The sequence below is a fragment of the Halomicrobium urmianum genome (assembly GCF_020217425.1).
Taxonomy (GTDB): domain Archaea; phylum Halobacteriota; class Halobacteria; order Halobacteriales; family Haloarculaceae; genus Halomicrobium; species Halomicrobium urmianum.
On sequence record NZ_CP084090.1, the window covers coordinates 2553730 to 2570412 of the forward strand.

At 67.4% G+C, this 16683-nt stretch carries 16 protein-coding genes; 11 read left to right on the forward strand and 5 right to left on the reverse strand.

Translation table 11 applies throughout. The features are described from left to right. The first annotated feature begins 35 nt into the window (after positions 1-35). The gene (locus tag LCY71_RS12745; RefSeq protein WP_225333523.1) at positions 36-395 is read left to right on the forward strand and encodes a hypothetical protein; all 360 of its coding nucleotides are present in this window, start codon (positions 36-38) and stop codon (positions 393-395) included. A 73-nt stretch (positions 396-468) separates the two neighbouring features. Beyond that, the gene (locus tag LCY71_RS12750) at positions 469-924 is read left to right on the forward strand and encodes a universal stress protein (RefSeq protein ID WP_225333524.1); all 456 of its coding nucleotides are present in this window, start codon (positions 469-471) and stop codon (positions 922-924) included. A 207-nt stretch (positions 925-1131) separates the two neighbouring features. Here LCY71_RS12750 and LCY71_RS12755 read toward each other — a convergent pair whose 3' ends face one another. Both LCY71_RS12755 and LCY71_RS12760 read right to left on the reverse strand, forming a co-directional pair. Next, complete coding sequence (locus LCY71_RS12755; protein WP_225333525.1) at positions 1132-2049, reverse strand: endo-1,4-beta-xylanase; 918 nt, start codon at positions 2047-2049, stop codon at positions 1132-1134. Between the two features lie 30 nt (positions 2050-2079). Further along, a complete protein-coding gene (locus tag LCY71_RS12760) occupies positions 2080-3147 on the reverse strand; it encodes a hypothetical protein (RefSeq protein ID WP_225333526.1) in 1068 nt (355 codons plus the stop codon). Positions 3148-3328: 181 nt separating this feature from the next. Between LCY71_RS12760 and LCY71_RS12765 the strand changes: the two genes are divergently transcribed. The 6 genes from LCY71_RS12765 (at position 3329) to LCY71_RS21610 (ending at position 8932) form a co-directional block, all read left to right on the forward strand. After that, the gene (locus LCY71_RS12765; protein ID WP_225333527.1) at positions 3329-4285 is read left to right on the forward strand and encodes a mannonate dehydratase; all 957 of its coding nucleotides are present in this window, start codon (positions 3329-3331) and stop codon (positions 4283-4285) included. 60 nt (positions 4286-4345) lie between these two features. Further along, entirely contained in the window at positions 4346-5629 is a 1284-nt protein-coding gene (locus tag LCY71_RS12770) for a polysaccharide deacetylase family protein (protein WP_225333528.1), read from the forward strand. A 25-nt stretch (positions 5630-5654) separates the two neighbouring features. After that, positions 5655-6515, forward strand: a complete 861-nt coding sequence (locus tag LCY71_RS12775; protein WP_225333529.1) for a fumarylacetoacetate hydrolase family protein — start codon at positions 5655-5657, stop codon at positions 6513-6515. A 248-nt stretch (positions 6516-6763) separates the two neighbouring features. After that, positions 6764-7525, forward strand: a complete 762-nt coding sequence (locus tag LCY71_RS12780) for an IclR family transcriptional regulator (protein ID WP_225333530.1) — start codon at positions 6764-6766, stop codon at positions 7523-7525. 391 nt (positions 7526-7916) lie between these two features. Beyond that, positions 7917-8444 carry a hypothetical protein gene (locus tag LCY71_RS21605; protein WP_308444676.1) on the forward strand — a complete coding sequence of 176 codons (528 nt, stop codon included), beginning with the start codon at positions 7917-7919 and terminating at the stop codon, positions 8442-8444. 5 nt (positions 8445-8449) lie between these two features. Further along, a complete protein-coding gene (locus LCY71_RS21610; RefSeq protein WP_373325134.1) occupies positions 8450-8932 on the forward strand; it encodes a GDSL-type esterase/lipase family protein in 483 nt (160 codons plus the stop codon). 72 nt (positions 8933-9004) lie between these two features. On the opposite strand, the gene LCY71_RS12790 is transcribed toward LCY71_RS21610, so the two are convergent. After that, positions 9005-9976, reverse strand: coding sequence for an endo-1,4-beta-xylanase (locus LCY71_RS12790; RefSeq protein WP_225333531.1), 972 nt, complete (start codon positions 9974-9976; stop codon positions 9005-9007). A gap of 106 nt (positions 9977-10082) precedes the next feature. On the opposite strand from LCY71_RS12790, the gene uxaC reads away from it, so the two are divergent. Continuing rightward, the gene (gene uxaC / locus LCY71_RS12795; RefSeq protein ID WP_225333532.1) at positions 10083-11447 is read left to right on the forward strand and encodes a glucuronate isomerase; all 1365 of its coding nucleotides are present in this window, start codon (positions 10083-10085) and stop codon (positions 11445-11447) included. A gap of 40 nt (positions 11448-11487) precedes the next feature. On the opposite strand, the gene LCY71_RS12800 is transcribed toward uxaC, so the two are convergent. After that, complete coding sequence (locus LCY71_RS12800; RefSeq protein ID WP_225333533.1) at positions 11488-12960, reverse strand: family 4 glycosyl hydrolase; 1473 nt, start codon at positions 12958-12960, stop codon at positions 11488-11490. 147 nt (positions 12961-13107) lie between these two features. Then, positions 13108-13878 (reverse strand): SDR family NAD(P)-dependent oxidoreductase, encoded by a 771-nt coding sequence (locus tag LCY71_RS12805; RefSeq protein WP_225333534.1) that lies wholly within the window; start codon positions 13876-13878, stop codon positions 13108-13110. Positions 13879-14028: 150 nt separating this feature from the next. On the opposite strand from LCY71_RS12805, the gene LCY71_RS12810 reads away from it, so the two are divergent. Together LCY71_RS12810 and LCY71_RS12815 are read left to right on the forward strand one after the other, a co-directional pair. After that, a complete protein-coding gene (locus LCY71_RS12810; RefSeq protein ID WP_225333535.1) occupies positions 14029-14802 on the forward strand; it encodes an IclR family transcriptional regulator in 774 nt (257 codons plus the stop codon). Positions 14803-15639: 837 nt separating this feature from the next. Then, positions 15640-16683 (forward strand): zinc-dependent alcohol dehydrogenase, encoded by a 1044-nt coding sequence (locus tag LCY71_RS12815; RefSeq protein ID WP_225333536.1) that lies wholly within the window; start codon positions 15640-15642, stop codon positions 16681-16683.

Consider the following 16683-nt stretch of genomic DNA (forward strand, 5'->3'; position numbering starts at 1 on the left):
AACACTATTACGCCGCGAGCGGGTACTCCGGACCGATGACACGCTACGAGCCGGCCTGCGAGGACGGGACGCTCGTCCTGGTCGCCGACGACGTCGACGACCGGCTGGAGGTCGGACCGGTCGACGACGTGGTCGACGCGGTCGGCGGCGACACTCACGCCATCGAGTACGACCAGAAGCAGCGCAAGCAGCCGTGGCTCGACACCGACGACGGGACGCTCGAAATCGACGTCCGCGACGCGGTGACGCGGCTGAACCACACGCCGGAGTTCGTCTCGGAGCTCCGGGAGTACGACATGGGCGAGGACCGCTACGGGCTCCCGACGCGGACGGTCAAGTTCGCCGACCGCTTCGTGGACATCCTCGAACAGCAGGGTCGCACAGACGCTGAGTAACCCGTCGACCCGCTCGACCGTCCCGCGCTGGCGAGGTAGGGAGTTTATATCTGTCACTCAACTTGCGAATTCTATGGACGACGCACTTGTCGTGCTCGACGACCGCGAGGACAGCGGCGAACTGCTGCGAGAGGCCGGCGCCTACGCGTCCGGTGCCGACGCCGATCTCGTGCTATACGTCCCGCTGAGCGAGGGGGAGTTCGGCGACGTGGTGTCGGCGCTCGACGAGATCGGCCGCGTCGAGAACAAGGACTACAGCGACGAGGAGGCGATGGGTATCGCCCGCCAGCACGCCGCCGAGACGGCCGAGGACGCGCTCGAGGGCTTCGACGTGGAGTGGACGATCGTCGCCGACCGCTCGGAGGAGGTGGCGTCCGAGCGCGTGATCGAGGTCGCCGAGGAACACGGGTGCGACCACGTGTTCACCCTCGGCAGCCAGCGGTCCCCGACCGGCAAGGCCGTCTTCGGCGACGAGACGCAGCGCCTCATCCTGAACTTCTGCGGGTACGTCACCGTCAAAATGGAGTGACGCTGGCTGCCGTGCCTGCGACCCGGCCGTCGCCCCCGACGTCGACGTCCGGAACTGGCGGGCGGCCGGACGAGGCCCTCGACGGACCGCGTTCTGCCCGTTCGGGTCGCACGAATCGATCAGTCCAGTAACGACTGCGAGGAGAGGCGCGGTGGCGGGGACGCGGTCGGTCAGGTAGTCAGCGGCTGGCGCGAGGTCTCGGGGAGGTCACTCGTCGCCGTTGTCGCTGCTGTTGCCTTTTCTGTTCCCGTTACCCTTTCCGTTTCCGTTGCCGTTCCCGGGCTTGCACTGGTGTCTGTCCCGCCCTGGCGGCGTGAGTTCGACGGTCACCGTGTCGGCGTCGTCGTCGACGGTGACGGTCGTCTCGGCAGAGAGTCCGCCCTTTTCGACGGAGATCTCGTAGGTGCCCTTGAAGCCTCGGGTCGCGTAGACGCCCGCGTCGTCGGTCTCGCCGGACTCCTCGGTCCACCACTCGTCGTAGACGAGTTCCAGGAACGTCTCGCCATGCTCCCGCAGCGTCCAGTCGGAGTCGTAGTACGCGCCGGTCGGTCGCCAGTGGTCGTCGGCCCAGAAGCCCCACGACACGACGCCCTTGACGAGTTCCTTGCTGAACGCCACCGTCAGGAAGTCGTGGAGGTAGTCCCGCTGGACCGCCACGTCCTGGGCGTTCCGGCGGTCGAAGATTTCGATGTCGAACTCGGTGACGAGCATCGGGAGCCCGAACTCGGCGAACTGGTCGTACCCTGCGATCATGTCCTCGATGTCCAGTAGCTGGTTCCACTGCTGCTGGTGGTGGCCCATGAACCCGATCGCGTCGATGGAGTAGTCGTTATCGACGAGGTGCTGGATGTACTCGTAGTAGGCCTGGCGCTGCCACTGGCCGCCGATGGCACCCATCTCGTTCGTGTGCAGTTCGGCGTCCGTGGTGTCGTCGGCAGTCGTCCACCACTCGTCGACAGCGTCCCAGCCGAGGTTCTCGTCGTCGCGGTAGTTTGACTGCCAGATCGGGTGGTTGTGCATGTCCCACTCGGTGACGTCGCCATCGAACTCCGCGGCGTGGTCCGCGATCTTCTCGGCGACGACCTGGCGCTTCTCGTCGGCCGAGAGCTCGGGATCGACGTTCATCCCGCCGCCGCCGTCGGTCTGGTTCTCCTCTCACAGGAGGTAGTGGCCGCGGGTGGGGACGTCGTGGTCGGCGAGCCAGTCGAGCGTGGCTCGCGTGTCCTCGTTGCTGATGTCCCACTCGCCCTCCCAGGCGGGGTGCTTCAGGGCGTTCTCGACGACGGCCTTGTTGAAGTTCTCGAAGAACGTCTCGCGGTAGATCCGGTCGTCCTCGCTGTCGCCCATAACGTGCTCGACCGAGACGGCGCTGCCGAAGTCGAACTCGTGTTCGACCATCTCGACGTCGACCGAGGCTCCCTGCATGGGCTGACCACCGGGATTGACCACCTCGACCTCGACGTCCGTCTTCCGGACCTCCTCGATGCGCTCCTGGGCCGCCTCGCGCCACTCGGCGTCCTCGTCACGGCCCGCGTAGTCGTACGGCGGCAGGGTCCCGAGTCCGACGTCGGCGTCGCTGTAGTCGATCAGGGCGACGCCACCGATCTCGAGGGTCTGGTCAGCGTAGCCGGTCCAGAACTCCAGCGCCGGGGCCGCGTCGCCGTCCGGAACGGAGCCGATCTCGATCGGGAAGAACCAGCGCAGCCACTCCCCCGTCGGGTCGACGTCGGCGCCGCGCTGCACAAAGTTCTCGCCGTCGCCGTAGCGGAACGCCGCCCGCGCCTCGGCGTCGGCGTCGTCGCTGCGGACCCACGCGACCCCGAGCAGGCGGTCGCCGGACGCGAAGTCGGCGTCCTCGATCGGCCCGCGATAGGCGGTCGCCGCGGGGTCGCCGGCCGACACCGCCAGCCGTTCGGCCCGCGCGAAGGGGACGGCGTCCGAGTCGACGCTGAACTCGGTCGCCGAACCGTCGCCCTGCAGCGAGAACGCCTCGACGGCGTCGGCCTCCGTCTCGCCGTAGACGTAGCTTCCCTCGGGGAGCTGTCTGGCCTGGCGGTCCGACGCGGTGAGCTCGGCACGGAGCGCCTCGCGATAGCCGTCCTCCGACTGGGCGCTGACCGAGCCGGTCGCAGACGATCCGATGGCCGCTGCGGCGCCGAACGCGCCGATGGTCTTGAAGAACGTACGCCGTCTGGTCCGAACGTGCGAAGAGTCGTCTAACATGACGTCGTCTCGCTCCGTCGTTACGTTCCCAATGGTGCGATATAATAATGGTGGCTGGATCACGAATTATAATGCGGCTATCGTTGATACTAACAGCGTTAGCTCGGATTGAACCGGGATTCCGCCGCGATGGACAGACGTGTCGCGCAACCTCTAAGGCGAGGCTTTCCGATTACGGGGTATGGACACCGCGCTCATGCTCCCGCCGCACCCCGATAAACGGTGGACGATGGCCAGACAGCTGGGTCTCTCGACGGGCGTGGTCCGCTTCTGGGGCGAGGAGGAGTGGTGGACGTACGACTCGCTACTGCAGGCGCGCAACCGCTTCGCCGACCACGGCCTGTCGCTGGAGGTGGTCGAGGACCGGCCGCCGATGACGGACACCGTCCTGGGCAGGGAGGGGCGCGACGAGGAGATCGAGACGGTCAAGCAACTGCTGCGGAACATGGGGACAGTCGGCATCGACACCTACAGCTGGGTGTGGACGGAGAACCCCGTCGGGGTGGTCCGGACCTCGGACGAGGTCCCCCTGCGGGGGGACACCCGGACCACCGCGTACGACCACGAACAGTCGGAGCGGGGGCCGGAGTACCCCGTCGACGTGACGGAGGCGGAGCTGTGGGACAACCTCGAATACTTCCTCGACGAGGTCGTGCCCGTCGCGGAGGAGGCGGGCGTGAACCTCGCGCTGCACCCGGACGACCCGCCGGTCGATTCGGTCAGGGGCGTCCCGCGACTGGTCAACTCCGTCGAGAACGTCCAGCGGATCCTCGACCTGTACGACAGTCCGAACCACGGCCTCACCTTCTGTCAGGGCAACTTCTCGGCGATGGGCGCCGACGTGCCCGCGGCGATCCGGCAGTTCGGCGACCGCATCCACTTCGTCCACTTCCGCGACGTCGAGGGGTCGTCTGAGGAGTTCGTCGAGACGTGGCACGACGAGGGGCAGACGGACATGCTGGCCGCGATGGACGTCTACCGCGAGGTCGGCTTCGACGGACCGATCCGGCCCGACCACGTGCCGCGGATGCTGGACGAGGGCCACCGCGACGACGCGCAGGCCGGCTACACCGACATGGGGCGACTGTTCGCCGTCGGATACATGCGCGGGCTCATGGAGCAGGTCGGGCCGGAGTAGTCGAACCCGGCTCAGTGGCTGAACTCGCCAGTAATTTTATTGTGAACACCGGGCGGTGATGTGCATGGTCGAGAAGGACCAGACGTCACGCGGACTCGTCGACAGGCGATCGCCGGAGCGTCGGGCGTCGCGGGGCTCGCCGGCTGTAGCGGGGACGGGTCGTCGGACGCGACGGCCACCGACACGGCGACGCCCACCGACACGCCGACGCCGACTGACATGCCGACCGAGACGCCGACCGAAACCGAGGTCGACGTCGACACCGCGACGCCGGTCGAACGGGGCGACGGGCCACTCGCCCGGCCGCCGGAGCTGACCGGCGAGGACGTGTCCCGGCCGACCGGCGAGCCCGGGAACCTCAGAGTGCTCGACTGGGCCGGCTTCGAGAGCGCCGTCACCTACTCGTTCGACGACAGCCAGCCCTCGCACCTCAGCCACTACGACGCCCTGGAGTCGACCGGCGTCAACACGACGTTCTACCTCTCGAAGAACGTCACCGCGGGGAGCACCACGGGACAGTGGACCGACGTGGCCGCGGACGGACACGAGATCGGGAACCACACGGTGAGCCACCCGCACAACGACCTCACCGGGAGCAGCTTCGGGGACCCGCTCGACAGCATGGACGCCGAGATCAGCCAGTGCTCGGAGTACATCACCGGCGAACTCGGTCAGGAGGGCGTCTGGACGATGGCGTCGCCGTTCGGCGAGAGCGGCTGGACCCAGGCCGCCAGGTCCAATGGACTGTTCCTGAACCGCGGAGTCGGCGGCGGAGCCGTCGCGCCGGGCCCCGGCGCAGACCCCTACAACCTGCCCTGCTACATGGCCGAGGAGGGCGACACGGCCGACACGTTCAACGGGCTCGTCGACGAGGCGCGCTCGAACGGGGAGTGGCTCGTCTTCCTGTTCCACTCGATCACCCCCACCGATCAGGAGTGGTTCGCGCCGGTCGGCGTCGACGAGATCATCGGCAGCGTCGAGCACGCGAAGTCCTACGACGACGTGTGGATCGACACGGTCGCCAACGTCGGCGCGTACTGGCGGGGCCAGCAGCTGTTCGAGTCGGTGACGCCCAACGAGTCCGGCGACAGGACGGTCTGGGAGTGGGAGCTACCGGACGCGTTCCCCGAAGGCCAGCACCTGCGGGACCGTGGACGGCGGCGTCCTCGAACAGGGCGGCGAGACGCTGGACTGGCACACGAAGGGGTACTACGAGGTGTCCCTCGACGAGGGGTCGCTGACGCTGCACCACTAGGAGTCGAGCGCCCCCGTCGACGCCGCCCCGGCAGCCTGAACGACCCGATTGCCTCGCGGTCTTCACCTGCCGGCTGGCGATATTGTTAAGTGCCGAGCAGCGCCAGGTAGTGCCATGCGCTATTACAGAGTGGCTACGGACGGGAACGCCCATCTCGTCGCCGAGGACGACGCCGGAGCGTTCGACCTGACCGCGGCCAACGAGCGGATCGACTCGTTCACGACGCTGGCCCGCTGTGCCGACGTGGCGGGGACGTCCATCGACGACCTCGCGCGCCGACATCGCGAGGACGCCCCGTCGGTCGACCTGACGGCGGCGGACGTCCGCGCCCCCGCGCGCCCACCCGAGGTGTGGGCCGCCGGCGTCACCTACGAGATCAGCGAGGAGGCCCGCGAGGAGGAGAGCAACACGCCGGACCTCTACATGGAGGTCTACCGCAGCGAGCGCCCCGAACTGTTCCTCAAGTCGACGCCCTCCCGGACGGTCGGCCCGGGCGAGGCGGTCGGCGTCCGCGGCGATTCCGACTGGGACGTCCCCGAACCCGAACTGGGCGTGGTCGTCTACGACGGCGACGTCGTCGGCTACACCATCGGCAACGACGTCAGCAGCCGCGAGATCGAAGGCGACAACCCGCTGTACCTCCCGCAGGCGAAAATCTACGACCGCAGTTGCTCGATCGGCCCCTGCATCGCCTCGACCGAGTCCATCGACGACCCCCACGACCTCACCATGACCATGACCATCGAACGCGACGGCGAGGTCGTCTACGAGCAAAGCGCCGACACCGGCGACATGGTCCACAGCTGCGAGGAACTGGTCTCCTACCTCGAGCGCCACAACGAACTGCCCGAACTGACCGTCCTGCTGACCGGCACCGCGCTCGTCCCCGAGGACTACACCATGCACCCCGGCGACGAGGTCCTCATCGAAATCGAAGACGTCGGCACCCTCACCAACGGCGTCGTCGACGTCTGAACGGAACCGGGAGACGCAGCGGTGCCGGCCGGTCGCGCGCGAGCGGCGTTCTCGACGTCTCGCAACTGGTATTTCCCGACCGCGCTGACGCCACAGGACCGGGGTTTCGAGACCGTTCTGATCGCCTCAGACGCCACTTCACGGGCGGTCTGGCACCGAGCGGCGGTGCGAGCGAGAAGCGGTCGTGACTGAAACGACCCGTTCATCTATCCCGAATACTTATTTGCCGGTGTGTCATTAGGGCTCCCATGGGAACCACGGCGAGAAATCCGGTGAAATCCGTCGAAACGACGTTCACCATTGTACAGGCGCTGAAGGAACTCGACGGGGCCGGGGTGACAGAGCTGGCGGACTACCTCGACCTGCCGAAGAGTTCCGTCCACAACTACCTGAGCACGCTAGAACAGGAGGAGTACGTGTTCAAGGACGGGACCGAGTACCACGTCGGGATCCGGTTTCTGGACTACGGGGCCTACGCCCGCAATCAGATGGACATCTTCGAGGTGGCCAAGCCCGAACTGGAGCGGTTGGCCTCTGAGACCGGCGAACTCGCTAACCTGCTGGTCGAGCAACACGGGATCGGCTCGTACCTCTACCGGACGCGTGGCGAGATGGCCGTCCAGGTGGAGGGCCACGTCGGCACCCGCGCGCCGCTGCACGCCACCGGCCTCGGCAAGGCCATCCTCGCGCACCTCAACGAGGAACGCGTCCACGAGATCCTCGACGAGCACGGCATGCCGCCCTCGACGCCGAACACGATCACCGACCGCGACGAACTGTTCGCGGAGTTCGAGCAGATCAGGGAGGAGGGCGTCGCGTTCGACGACGAGGAGCGCCTGAGCGGGCTCCGCTGCGTCGCCGCGCCAGTCCACCACGAGGGGGAAATCCACGGCGCCATCAGCGTCTCCGGCCCCACCAACCGCCTCCGCGGCGAGCGCTTCCGGGAGGAACTTCCTAACAAGGTGCTGGAGGTCCAGAACGTCATCGAACTCAACATCACCTACTCGTAGGCCCCTCGGCACGGCGGACGAACTGCGATTCGGTTCCCGACGAGCTGTTCTACAATCACGAACAGATACGCGCGACCAACGCCGCCGGTGACTCCCGTCGATCGGGTTCCGACGGGGGGACCGAGTTACGTATAGTGACGGAGGTAACGGTAGTACTCTCGTTACTTTTCGGGAGCTGCGGGATGGTCATTCCGTTCCACGATGGAGAACCATTTACCGACAGTTCCCGGAGTCGGCCCGGACAGTTGCTCAGAGCGTACTAGGACCGATACGTGAGCGACCGTCGTCCGCGTCGGACCCGCCGAAGTCGTGGCTGTTCGCGACGGCGCCGTGCGACACCAGCCTGATCGGCAGACATATAACCGACACGTTCGATCGGATCGTATCCCAGATGACCGCAGAGACGCAGTCGTCCGTCACACTGCACAACGTGGCGGAAACGGAGCCCGCCGACTGGACCACCGACGGTGATCGACTGTGTCGCGTTCCCGCCTCGGTCCGGGCCGACCTGAACGGCGAAGCGCGCGAACCGGTACGCCACCCGACCCATAGCGAAATCCGGTTCGTCCCGGAGAGCGAGAGCGACGAGATCGAGGTCACGCTGTCCGCGGCCGACCGAACGCGGGCCCGGATCTTCTGGGGCTCGTTCCGGCCCTGGCAGGCCATCGAGATCGATTCGACGCCCGAGACGCTCTCCCTCAGCGTTCCGGACCGACTGCGGAGCCTCGACGGGAGCGTCGACGGGGGCGCTTCGATCGGCGCATCTGCCGGATCGCGTTCGAGCGGTTCACGCCGGTCGCGCTACACGACGTCGCCGGCGACTGCCGACCGCCCGAACCCGCCGAACTCCCCGACCGGCGCTACCTCGCCTACGGCACCTCCATCACCGAGGGGGCGAAGGCCTCGGCGGCGCACCTGAGTTACGTGTCGCGCGTCGCCCGCGACTGCGGCCTCGACGCGCTGAACCTCGCCTGTTCCGGGTCGGCGTACTGCGAGCCCGCGATGGCGGACTACGTCGCGGACCGCGAGGACTGGGACGTCGCGACGTTCGCCCTCTCGGTCAACATGGCGAACGCGGGGTTCCCGCCGGCGGAGTTCCGCGAGCGCGCCGACTACTTCGTCGACACCGTCGCCCGGGCGCACCCGGAGAAGCCGATCGTCTGCGTCACGCTGTTCCCGTACTACGCGGACGTGACGGACGAGGGCGACGCCGACGTCGCGGCGGCCTACCGGGACGCCCTGCGCTCCGTCGTCGACGACTCGCCGCACGACAACCTCTCCCTCGTCGCCGGGACGGACCTGCTGTCGGCCTCGGACTTGACCTGGGACGTCCTCCACCCCAGCGACGGCGGCATGGAGTCTATCGGGGACGGACTGGCCCGGCACCTGGAGACGCGACTCGACTGAAATCGTCGGGCAGTCCGCGACGGGCCGAGTCAGTCGAACCGCGGCCAGATTCGAGACGGCCTGAACCGCGCGTCAGTCTTCGAGTGCGCCTTTCACCCCGTCGTAGGCCGGCTTCTCGTCGTACCGGTCGTCGAACAGCAGCGGGTCGCCGGTGAACCGCTCGCCGAAGTCCCTGAAGCTCCGCAGCCAGGTGCTGGCGTCGTGGACGCCCCACGTGACGACTGTGTCACAGCCCGCGTCGCGACAGGCCGCGACGACGTCGCCGTAGAACTCCGCCTGGTCCTCGTCGGGGTTCTCGGACACGTCGTCGACGTGGAACGCGACGTCCATCTCGGTGATCTGGACGTCCAGCCCGAGGTCCCGGAACCGCCGGACGTTCTCCGCGACGGAGCCCGGATCGGGGTGGTCGCCGAGCGCGTGCATCTGGAGGCCGACCCCGTCGATCGGCACCCCGTCGTCGAGCAGCCCCTCGACCATGTCGTAGACGGCGTCGGACTTCTCGTTGATCCCGTCCGCGCCGTAGTCGTTGTAGTAGAGGTCCGCGTCGGTGACCTCGTTCGCCCAGCGGAACGCGTCGGCGAGGTACTCCTCGCCCAGCGCGTCGTACCACACGGTGTCGCGCATCGACCCGTCGTCCGCGACGGCCTCGTTGACCACGTCCCAGGCGTCAATCTTCGACCGGTAGCGACCGGCGACCGTGTGGACGTGGTCGCGCAGGAACGTCCGGAGCTGATCGCCGGTGTAGTCCCACGCCTGGAACCAGTCGGGCTTCTGGTTGTGCCACACGAGCGTGTGCCCGCGGACGTACATGTCGTGCTCGACGCCGAAGTCGACGACGGCGTCGGCGTCGCCGAAGTCGTAGGTGTCCCGCGACGGTCGGAGCGGCCCCATCTTCAGGGCGTTCTCCGGAGTGATCGCGTTGAACTCGCTCTTGGCGGTCCGCAGGTAACTCGGGTCGCTGCGGAGCGCGTCGGGATCGATCGCGGCACCGATTCGGAAGTCGCTGGCGTCGGCCGCCGTGCGAAGCGTCGCCTCGTCTGACATCGTCTCGGAGGGCGTGAACAGTAACTATAAAACATGTGGCTCCGGTGGCGAGTGCCGGCGCGTCGCACCCGTAGTTTTATAGTCGATTCGGCGGGAACGTGAGCGTATGCCCTTCCTCGACGAGGATTACCTGCTCGAGACGGACGCCGCGCGAGAACTGTACGACGCGATCGCCGACCGCCCGATCGTCGATCCCCACACGCACGCGGACGTCGCCGAGATCGTCGAGAACGACGGCTGGAACGACGTCTGGGAGGTCGAGGCCGCCACGGACCACTACGTCTGGGCGCTGATGCGCAACTGCGGCGTCGACGAGGAACTGATCACCGGCGACGCCGACAACCGGGAGAAGTGGACGACGCTCGCGGAGGCCTTCCCGCAGTTCGCCGGCAACCCCACCTACGAGTGGGTCCACCTCGATCTCAGGCGACGGTTCGGAATCGAGAAGACGATCTCCGCCGAAACGGCCGACGAGATCTGGGAGGAGACGAAGGCCCAGCTCGCCGGGGACGACATGCGACCCCAGGAGCTGCTCGCCGAGATGAACGTCGAGGTCGTCGGTAGCACCGACGATCCGACGGACGACCTCTCGTACCACGAGCGCGCCGCCGACGAGGTCGATGGGGTCGAGCTCGTGCCTACCTGGCGCGCGGACCGGGCGGTCAAGGTCGACCGGCCCGAGTGGACCGACTTCGTCGCCGAACTCGCCGAGGCGATCGAGGTCGACACGGGCGACTTCGACGGGTTCCTCGCCGCGCTGGAGGCCTCCCACGACTACTTCGACGAGCGCGGCTGCCGCGCCTGCGACCTCGGGATCGAACAGCCCGTCACCCGGCCAGTCAGTGACGAGCGCGCCCGCGACGTCTTCGAGCGGGCGCTGGCCGGGGCCTCACTCTCCGAACGCGAGGCCGGGGACTTCCAGGCCTACCTCACCGAGTACATCGGCGAACTGAACGCCGAGAAGGGGTGGGTCACGCAGTTGCACGTCGGCCCCGTCCGCAACTACCGCGACTCGCTGTTCGAGCGGCTCGGTCCGGCCGCCGGCGGGGACGTCTCGACGGGGGACGTGGACCTCGTGAAGCCGCTGGAGCACTTCTGCAACCGGTTCGACGACGAGATGGACGTCGTCCTCTACGTGATCGATCCGACCCACTACCCGTCGGTCGCGACGATGGCGCGGGTGTTCCCGAACGTGACGGTCGGCCCGGCCTGGTGGTTCAACGACAGCCCGTTCGGGATGGAGCAGCAACTTGAGTACGTCGGCACCGTCGAGCTGCTCTCCCAGCACGCCGGGATGGTCAGCGACTCGCGGAAGCTCCTCTCCTACGGCTCGCGCTTCGAGATGTTCCGCCGCTCGCTGGCCAACGTCGTCGGGACGCAGGTCGAGCGCGGCCAGGTGCCGATGGACGTGGCGCGAGACCTCGTCGAGGGCCTCGCGTACGACCGGCCAAAAGAGCTGTACGGGTTCTGAGCCTGCCGGCACTGGGACCGGCAACGGAGCCGAGCTGACTTCAGTCCGCGGAGTAGGCGTCCGCTTCCGCGAGGACGGTCGACTCCGCGAGGTCCCACTCGTCCAGATAGTCCTCCTGTGCGGCGACCAGTTCCGCGAACAGCTCACGGGCCTCCTCGGTCTGGAGGGTCCGCACCTGCTGGTCGATGAGGAAGCCCTGGAACGCGGCGTCGACGTCGCCGTCGCGGGACGCCTCGATGACGGTCTCGATGGTGTCGACGTGACCGCTGATGAGGGCGCGAACCGGCCGCGGGAAGCCGCCCGCCGCCATCGGCTTGACCTCGTTGGCGCGGACCACGGCGTTCGTCTCGACGACGGCCTCGCTCTGGAGGTCCGACACCTGGCCGACGTTCGGGAGGTTGACGTTCGTGACGTACTCGTCCTCCCCGACCAGCCCCCGGAGGATGTCGACAAACACCTCGTCGGACTCGGTCAGCTCGAACTCCTTCTCGCCGTCCAGCCAGGCCTCGACGTCGGTCGTCTGTTCGGACTCCGCCGGCGTCCAGTGCTTCGCCCGGTAGTCGCTGCCGGTGCGCTTGACGCCCCAGCGGTTGAGCCCCTCCTGGCCGCCCTGGATGAACCAGGTCGCGTACTCGACGAGGTGGCGGTCGCCCGCCGCGGGCAGGACGCCGAACCGCCGGAACAGCTCCCAGGTCACCTGCCAGTTGTCGACGAACACGCTCTCGTCCGCGAGGTCGTCCCAGGAGAACTCCCGGTGGGCCCGCTCGCTGTCGACCAGGTCCTCCAGGAGGGGCCAGAGGTCGACCCCCTTGCAGCGGGCCTCGTCGACCCACGTGAAGTGGTTGATCCCCTTGACGTTGACCGAGACGTCCGAGCGCTCGGCGTCCACGTCGAGCTTCTCGCTCGCGATGTCGGCGAGGTGGCTCCGGGTGCCCAGCACCTCGTGACAGAGGCCGAGCGCGTTGACGTCGGGGTACTCGTCGTACAGCGCCCGCGTCACGAAGTGGACGGGGTTCGTGTAGTTGAACACCCACGCGCCGGGGCAGTGCTCGCGGATCGCGGCCGCGAACTCCCGGTAGAGAGGGACCGTCCGCATCGCGCGGAAGATGCCGCCCGGACCGATCGTGGCCGAGACGGCGCCGTAGATGCCGTACTCCTTCGGGATGTCGAGGTCGTGGACGAACGTCTCCGCGGGGTCGTACTGCGTCGAGAGGACGACGACGTCGGCACCGGACAGCGCCGTCTCGAGGGAGTCGGTCGCCTCGTAGGACCACTCCGTCGAGGGCTCGACGTCGGCCTCGCCGTGGACCCAGTTGCCGAACTCCGCGTTCCGCTCGGCGCTCTCGACGTACTCGTCGTAGAGTCGGACCTCGCCGTGCAGGTCGGACTGGGCGAGGTCCCGGATGAGGTTCGGCGCCCACTGGCGACTGCCGCCGCCGACGTAGGCTATCGTGACGTCGTCGGCGTCGATTGCACTGTCCGATCGCACTGCTGCTGGCGCTTGCTGCGACATGGTCCCTAGGGTGTCATCCACTGGCATAAAGGTCGTGGTGGAAGCAACCTATCGCACGTGATGCGGTCGCTGACAGCGGGAACGTGGCCCGCGACCGACCGGTGGAGCGACGCGGGCCCCGAAGCGCGGCCGCGCCGGGTCACGTCCTCACTGCGCGCTGTCGTCGTAGCCGCCGTCGACCCTGACGATCTCGCCGGTCGTGAACGAGGCGGCGTCGCCGGCCAGGTACACCGCGGCGCCCGTGATTTCGTCGGGCGTCGCGACGCGGTCCATCGGCGTCCGGCCGTCGACCTGCTCGCGGAACGCGGAGCCGTCCTCCATCTTCGGCCCGGCCAGCTCGGTCTTGACGAAGCCCGGCGCGATGGCGTTGACGCGGACCTCCGGGGCGAGGTCGGCCGCCGCCGCGCGCGTCAGGCCGTTCAGGCCGCTCTTGGCGGCGCAGTATCCCGGCCGCTCCTCGCGGGCCTGGTCGGCCGACATCGACGAGATGTTGACGATGCTCCCCTCGTCCATGCCGCGCCCGAACACCTGACACGCGCGGAAGACGCCGGTGAGACAGACGTCGACGTCGCGCTCGAAGTCCTCCTCCGGCATCTCAGTGACCGACGCCTGCGCGACACTCCCGGCGGAGTTGACGAGGACGTCGACGTCGCCCATCGCCTCGACCGCCGCGTCGTAGAGGTCCTCGACGGACCCGTAGTCGCGGACGTCGCAGGTGACCTCCGTCGTCTCCGCGCCGCGCTCCCGCAGTTCCGCGGCCGTCTCGGCTACCTTGTCCTCGCTCCGGCTCGACGCGACGACGTCCGCGCCCTCGTCGGCGAACGCGAGGGCGATGGCCCGTCCGATCCCGCTCGTCCCGCCGATGACCACCGCGGATTTGTCCGCGACGGTGACGGCGTCGCCTGAGGTTTCGCTCATGTACGAGCGATGGCTCTCTCGGGACGCACGTCAGGTTTACGCTTGGGGTAGCGGTCGGTCGGAGTGGCGCTCACAGTGGTCCTCCGGACCGGGAACGAAAGGTTTCCACGGATAGTGGATTTTATCCGGATCGGCGCGGAAGGAGCCAGCATGAAACCCGACGCGTCGGACGACGGTGGCAAGCGGGTCGGCGCCGTTCAGCGCTCGTTCGCCATTCTGGACGTCCTCCGGCGGTCCGGAACACTCCGCATCAACGATGTTGCAGACGAACTGGACATCCCCACGAGCACGGCGCACGTCCACCTGAAGACGCTCGAGTCGGTCGGCTACGTGGTGAAGACCGACGACGGGTACAGGCGGGGGCTCCGGTTCCTGCGCGACGGCGTCGCAGTCCGCGACCGGTACGACGTCCACGGGATGGCCAGACCCGAACTGGACGAGATCGCGGCCGAGACGGGCGAGGTGGCCAACCTTGGCGCCGAGGAGGACGGGCGGCGCGTGATCCTGTACCAGGCCGAGGGGAGCGACGCCGTCTACGACGACGCGCCGATCGGCGAGTTCACGAGGATGCACTGGACGGCACTGGGGAAGGCCATCCTCGCGGAACGCTCCGGGGAGTACGTCGACGAGTACCTCGACGCGTACGGACTCCCGGCGGCGACTGAGAACACGATCACGGACGCCGAAGCGTTCCGAGAGGAACTCGCGACCGTCCACGACAGGGGGTACGCGGTCGAAGACGAAGAGCGCCGCGAGGGGATCCGGTCCGTCGCCGTTCCAATAATCGTGGACGGGTCCGTCGTCGGGGCCATCTCGCTCTCGGGACCCCGCGAGCGGTTCGACGACGATCGAATCCGGGACGCGCTGGTACCGACGCTACGCGACACGTCGAACGTCGTCGAGGTCAGGTGCACCTACGAGTGACCGCGGATATCGGCGTCACTCGCATTCGCTAATCGGTTTCGTCCGTTCGACGCGCCCGGCAGTCGGCCGCCCCACCACGTCCCCCGATCGATCTGCCGTCCACTGTGCGTGGAATTACGCCCAGCCACCGCACAGTTCCGGCATCACGTAATGCCGGTACGACCGTTATACTAAACGGCCAGCGTCGAGTCCGGAACGGCCGGTCGTGATCAGTCCGTGGCCGCGAGTCGGTCTGTCTCGGCCCGTTCGAACCGGTACGCCGCCGCGGTTGGACGAGGACGAACAGCTGCAACGGGCCCCACGATCCGATATTTCCAGAGATGAAAGAGACAGATGCATATACTATCATGAATCATAACGGAGTAGATATAGATTCGCTACCGACACGAATCAGGGCTCTGGCAGTCGGGCGCCGGGCCGGCGAGACCGAAACCGGCCACGACGAGCCCAGCTTGTTCCTATGTGTCCTTTATCAGGGCGATTCTTCGCTCTCACGGATAGAGATACTGTCTCCCTTTTTTCTATAATTATATCTTATATAAATATTTTATTTATATGAATTATTAAATAATTAGATAGAGTATACAACTGACCAAGAATGTTTCCCTGCGACTAGTTATCGCGCTGTCTCCGTTCTGTAGCCGCACAGAGATCGGACCGTCGACGCGTATGTGACAATATCAATTATATCACAGTAAAAGTATACGTCTGCCGTTCGAGTGTGAATCTCCGGCAGGACCGGCGACACAGGTACCGCCCCGCGTTCTCCCGCGACGCCGGTCGCTGCCGCGCCGTTCGGGCCGAAGAGCTAAGACCGGGGCAGGGCAAATCGCTTCTATGCGAGCGATAGCAAAGACGGCTCGAGAGGCGGGTGCACTCGAGGTCGTCGAGCGCCCGATGCCCGAGCCCGGCGCGGAGGAGGTACTGGTCGAGGTCGACTACGCGGGCCTGTGCGGCAGCGACGGCGGGATCTACGAGTTCGAGAGCGCGTTCGAGCGGATGGACCTGCCGACCGTCATCGGTCACGAGTACACCGGCCGCGTCGTCGAGGCCGGCGCGGACGTCACCGGCTTCGCCGTCGGTGACAGAGTCGTCGAGCGGCCGATCCGGCCGTGCGGGGAGTGCTACCAGTGCCGGATCGGCGAGGAGAACGTCTGCCAGAACGCCGTGATCACCGGCGTCGACCACGACGGGGCCTTCGCAGGGTACATCGCCGCGCCGGCGCGGTACTTCCACCCCGTTCCCGACGACGTCGACCCGCGCCACGCCGCGACGACCGAGCCGATCAGCATCGGCGCTCGCGCGGTCGTCGAGAACTCGCGGGTCGGCGCCGGCGACCGCGTCCTCGTCGAAGGACCGGGCCCGATCGGGCTGTTCACCGCCCAGATCGCCGACGCGCAGGGCGGCGAGGTGGTCGTCTCCGGCGTCGGCCCGGACGCCGACTACCGCCTGCCGCTGGCCGAGGAACTGGGCTTCGAGACGCTGAACGTCGCCGCCGACGACCGCGAGGCCGTCCGCGAGGAACTGACCGACGGCATCGGCTACGACGTGGTCTTCGACACCACCGGACACCCCTCCGGGCTCACCACGGCCGTCGACGAAGTCCGGAAAGGCGGCCAGATCGTCCTCGTCGGCCAGACCGGCGAGACGACCATGGAGTACTCGCCGCTGGTCCGCGCCGAAATCGACCTCCAGTGCTCCTACGCCTCGACCTACGAGGACTTCGAGCGGTCGCTGCGGATGCTCCAATCGGGCGAGGTCGACCCCGAACCGATGCTCGACGAGCGGTTCTCCCTCGAGGAGGCCGACGAGGCCTTCGAGACGTTCCTCGCCGGCGACACCTGCAAGGTCCTGTTCGATCCCGCCGAGTTCCGCGACTGA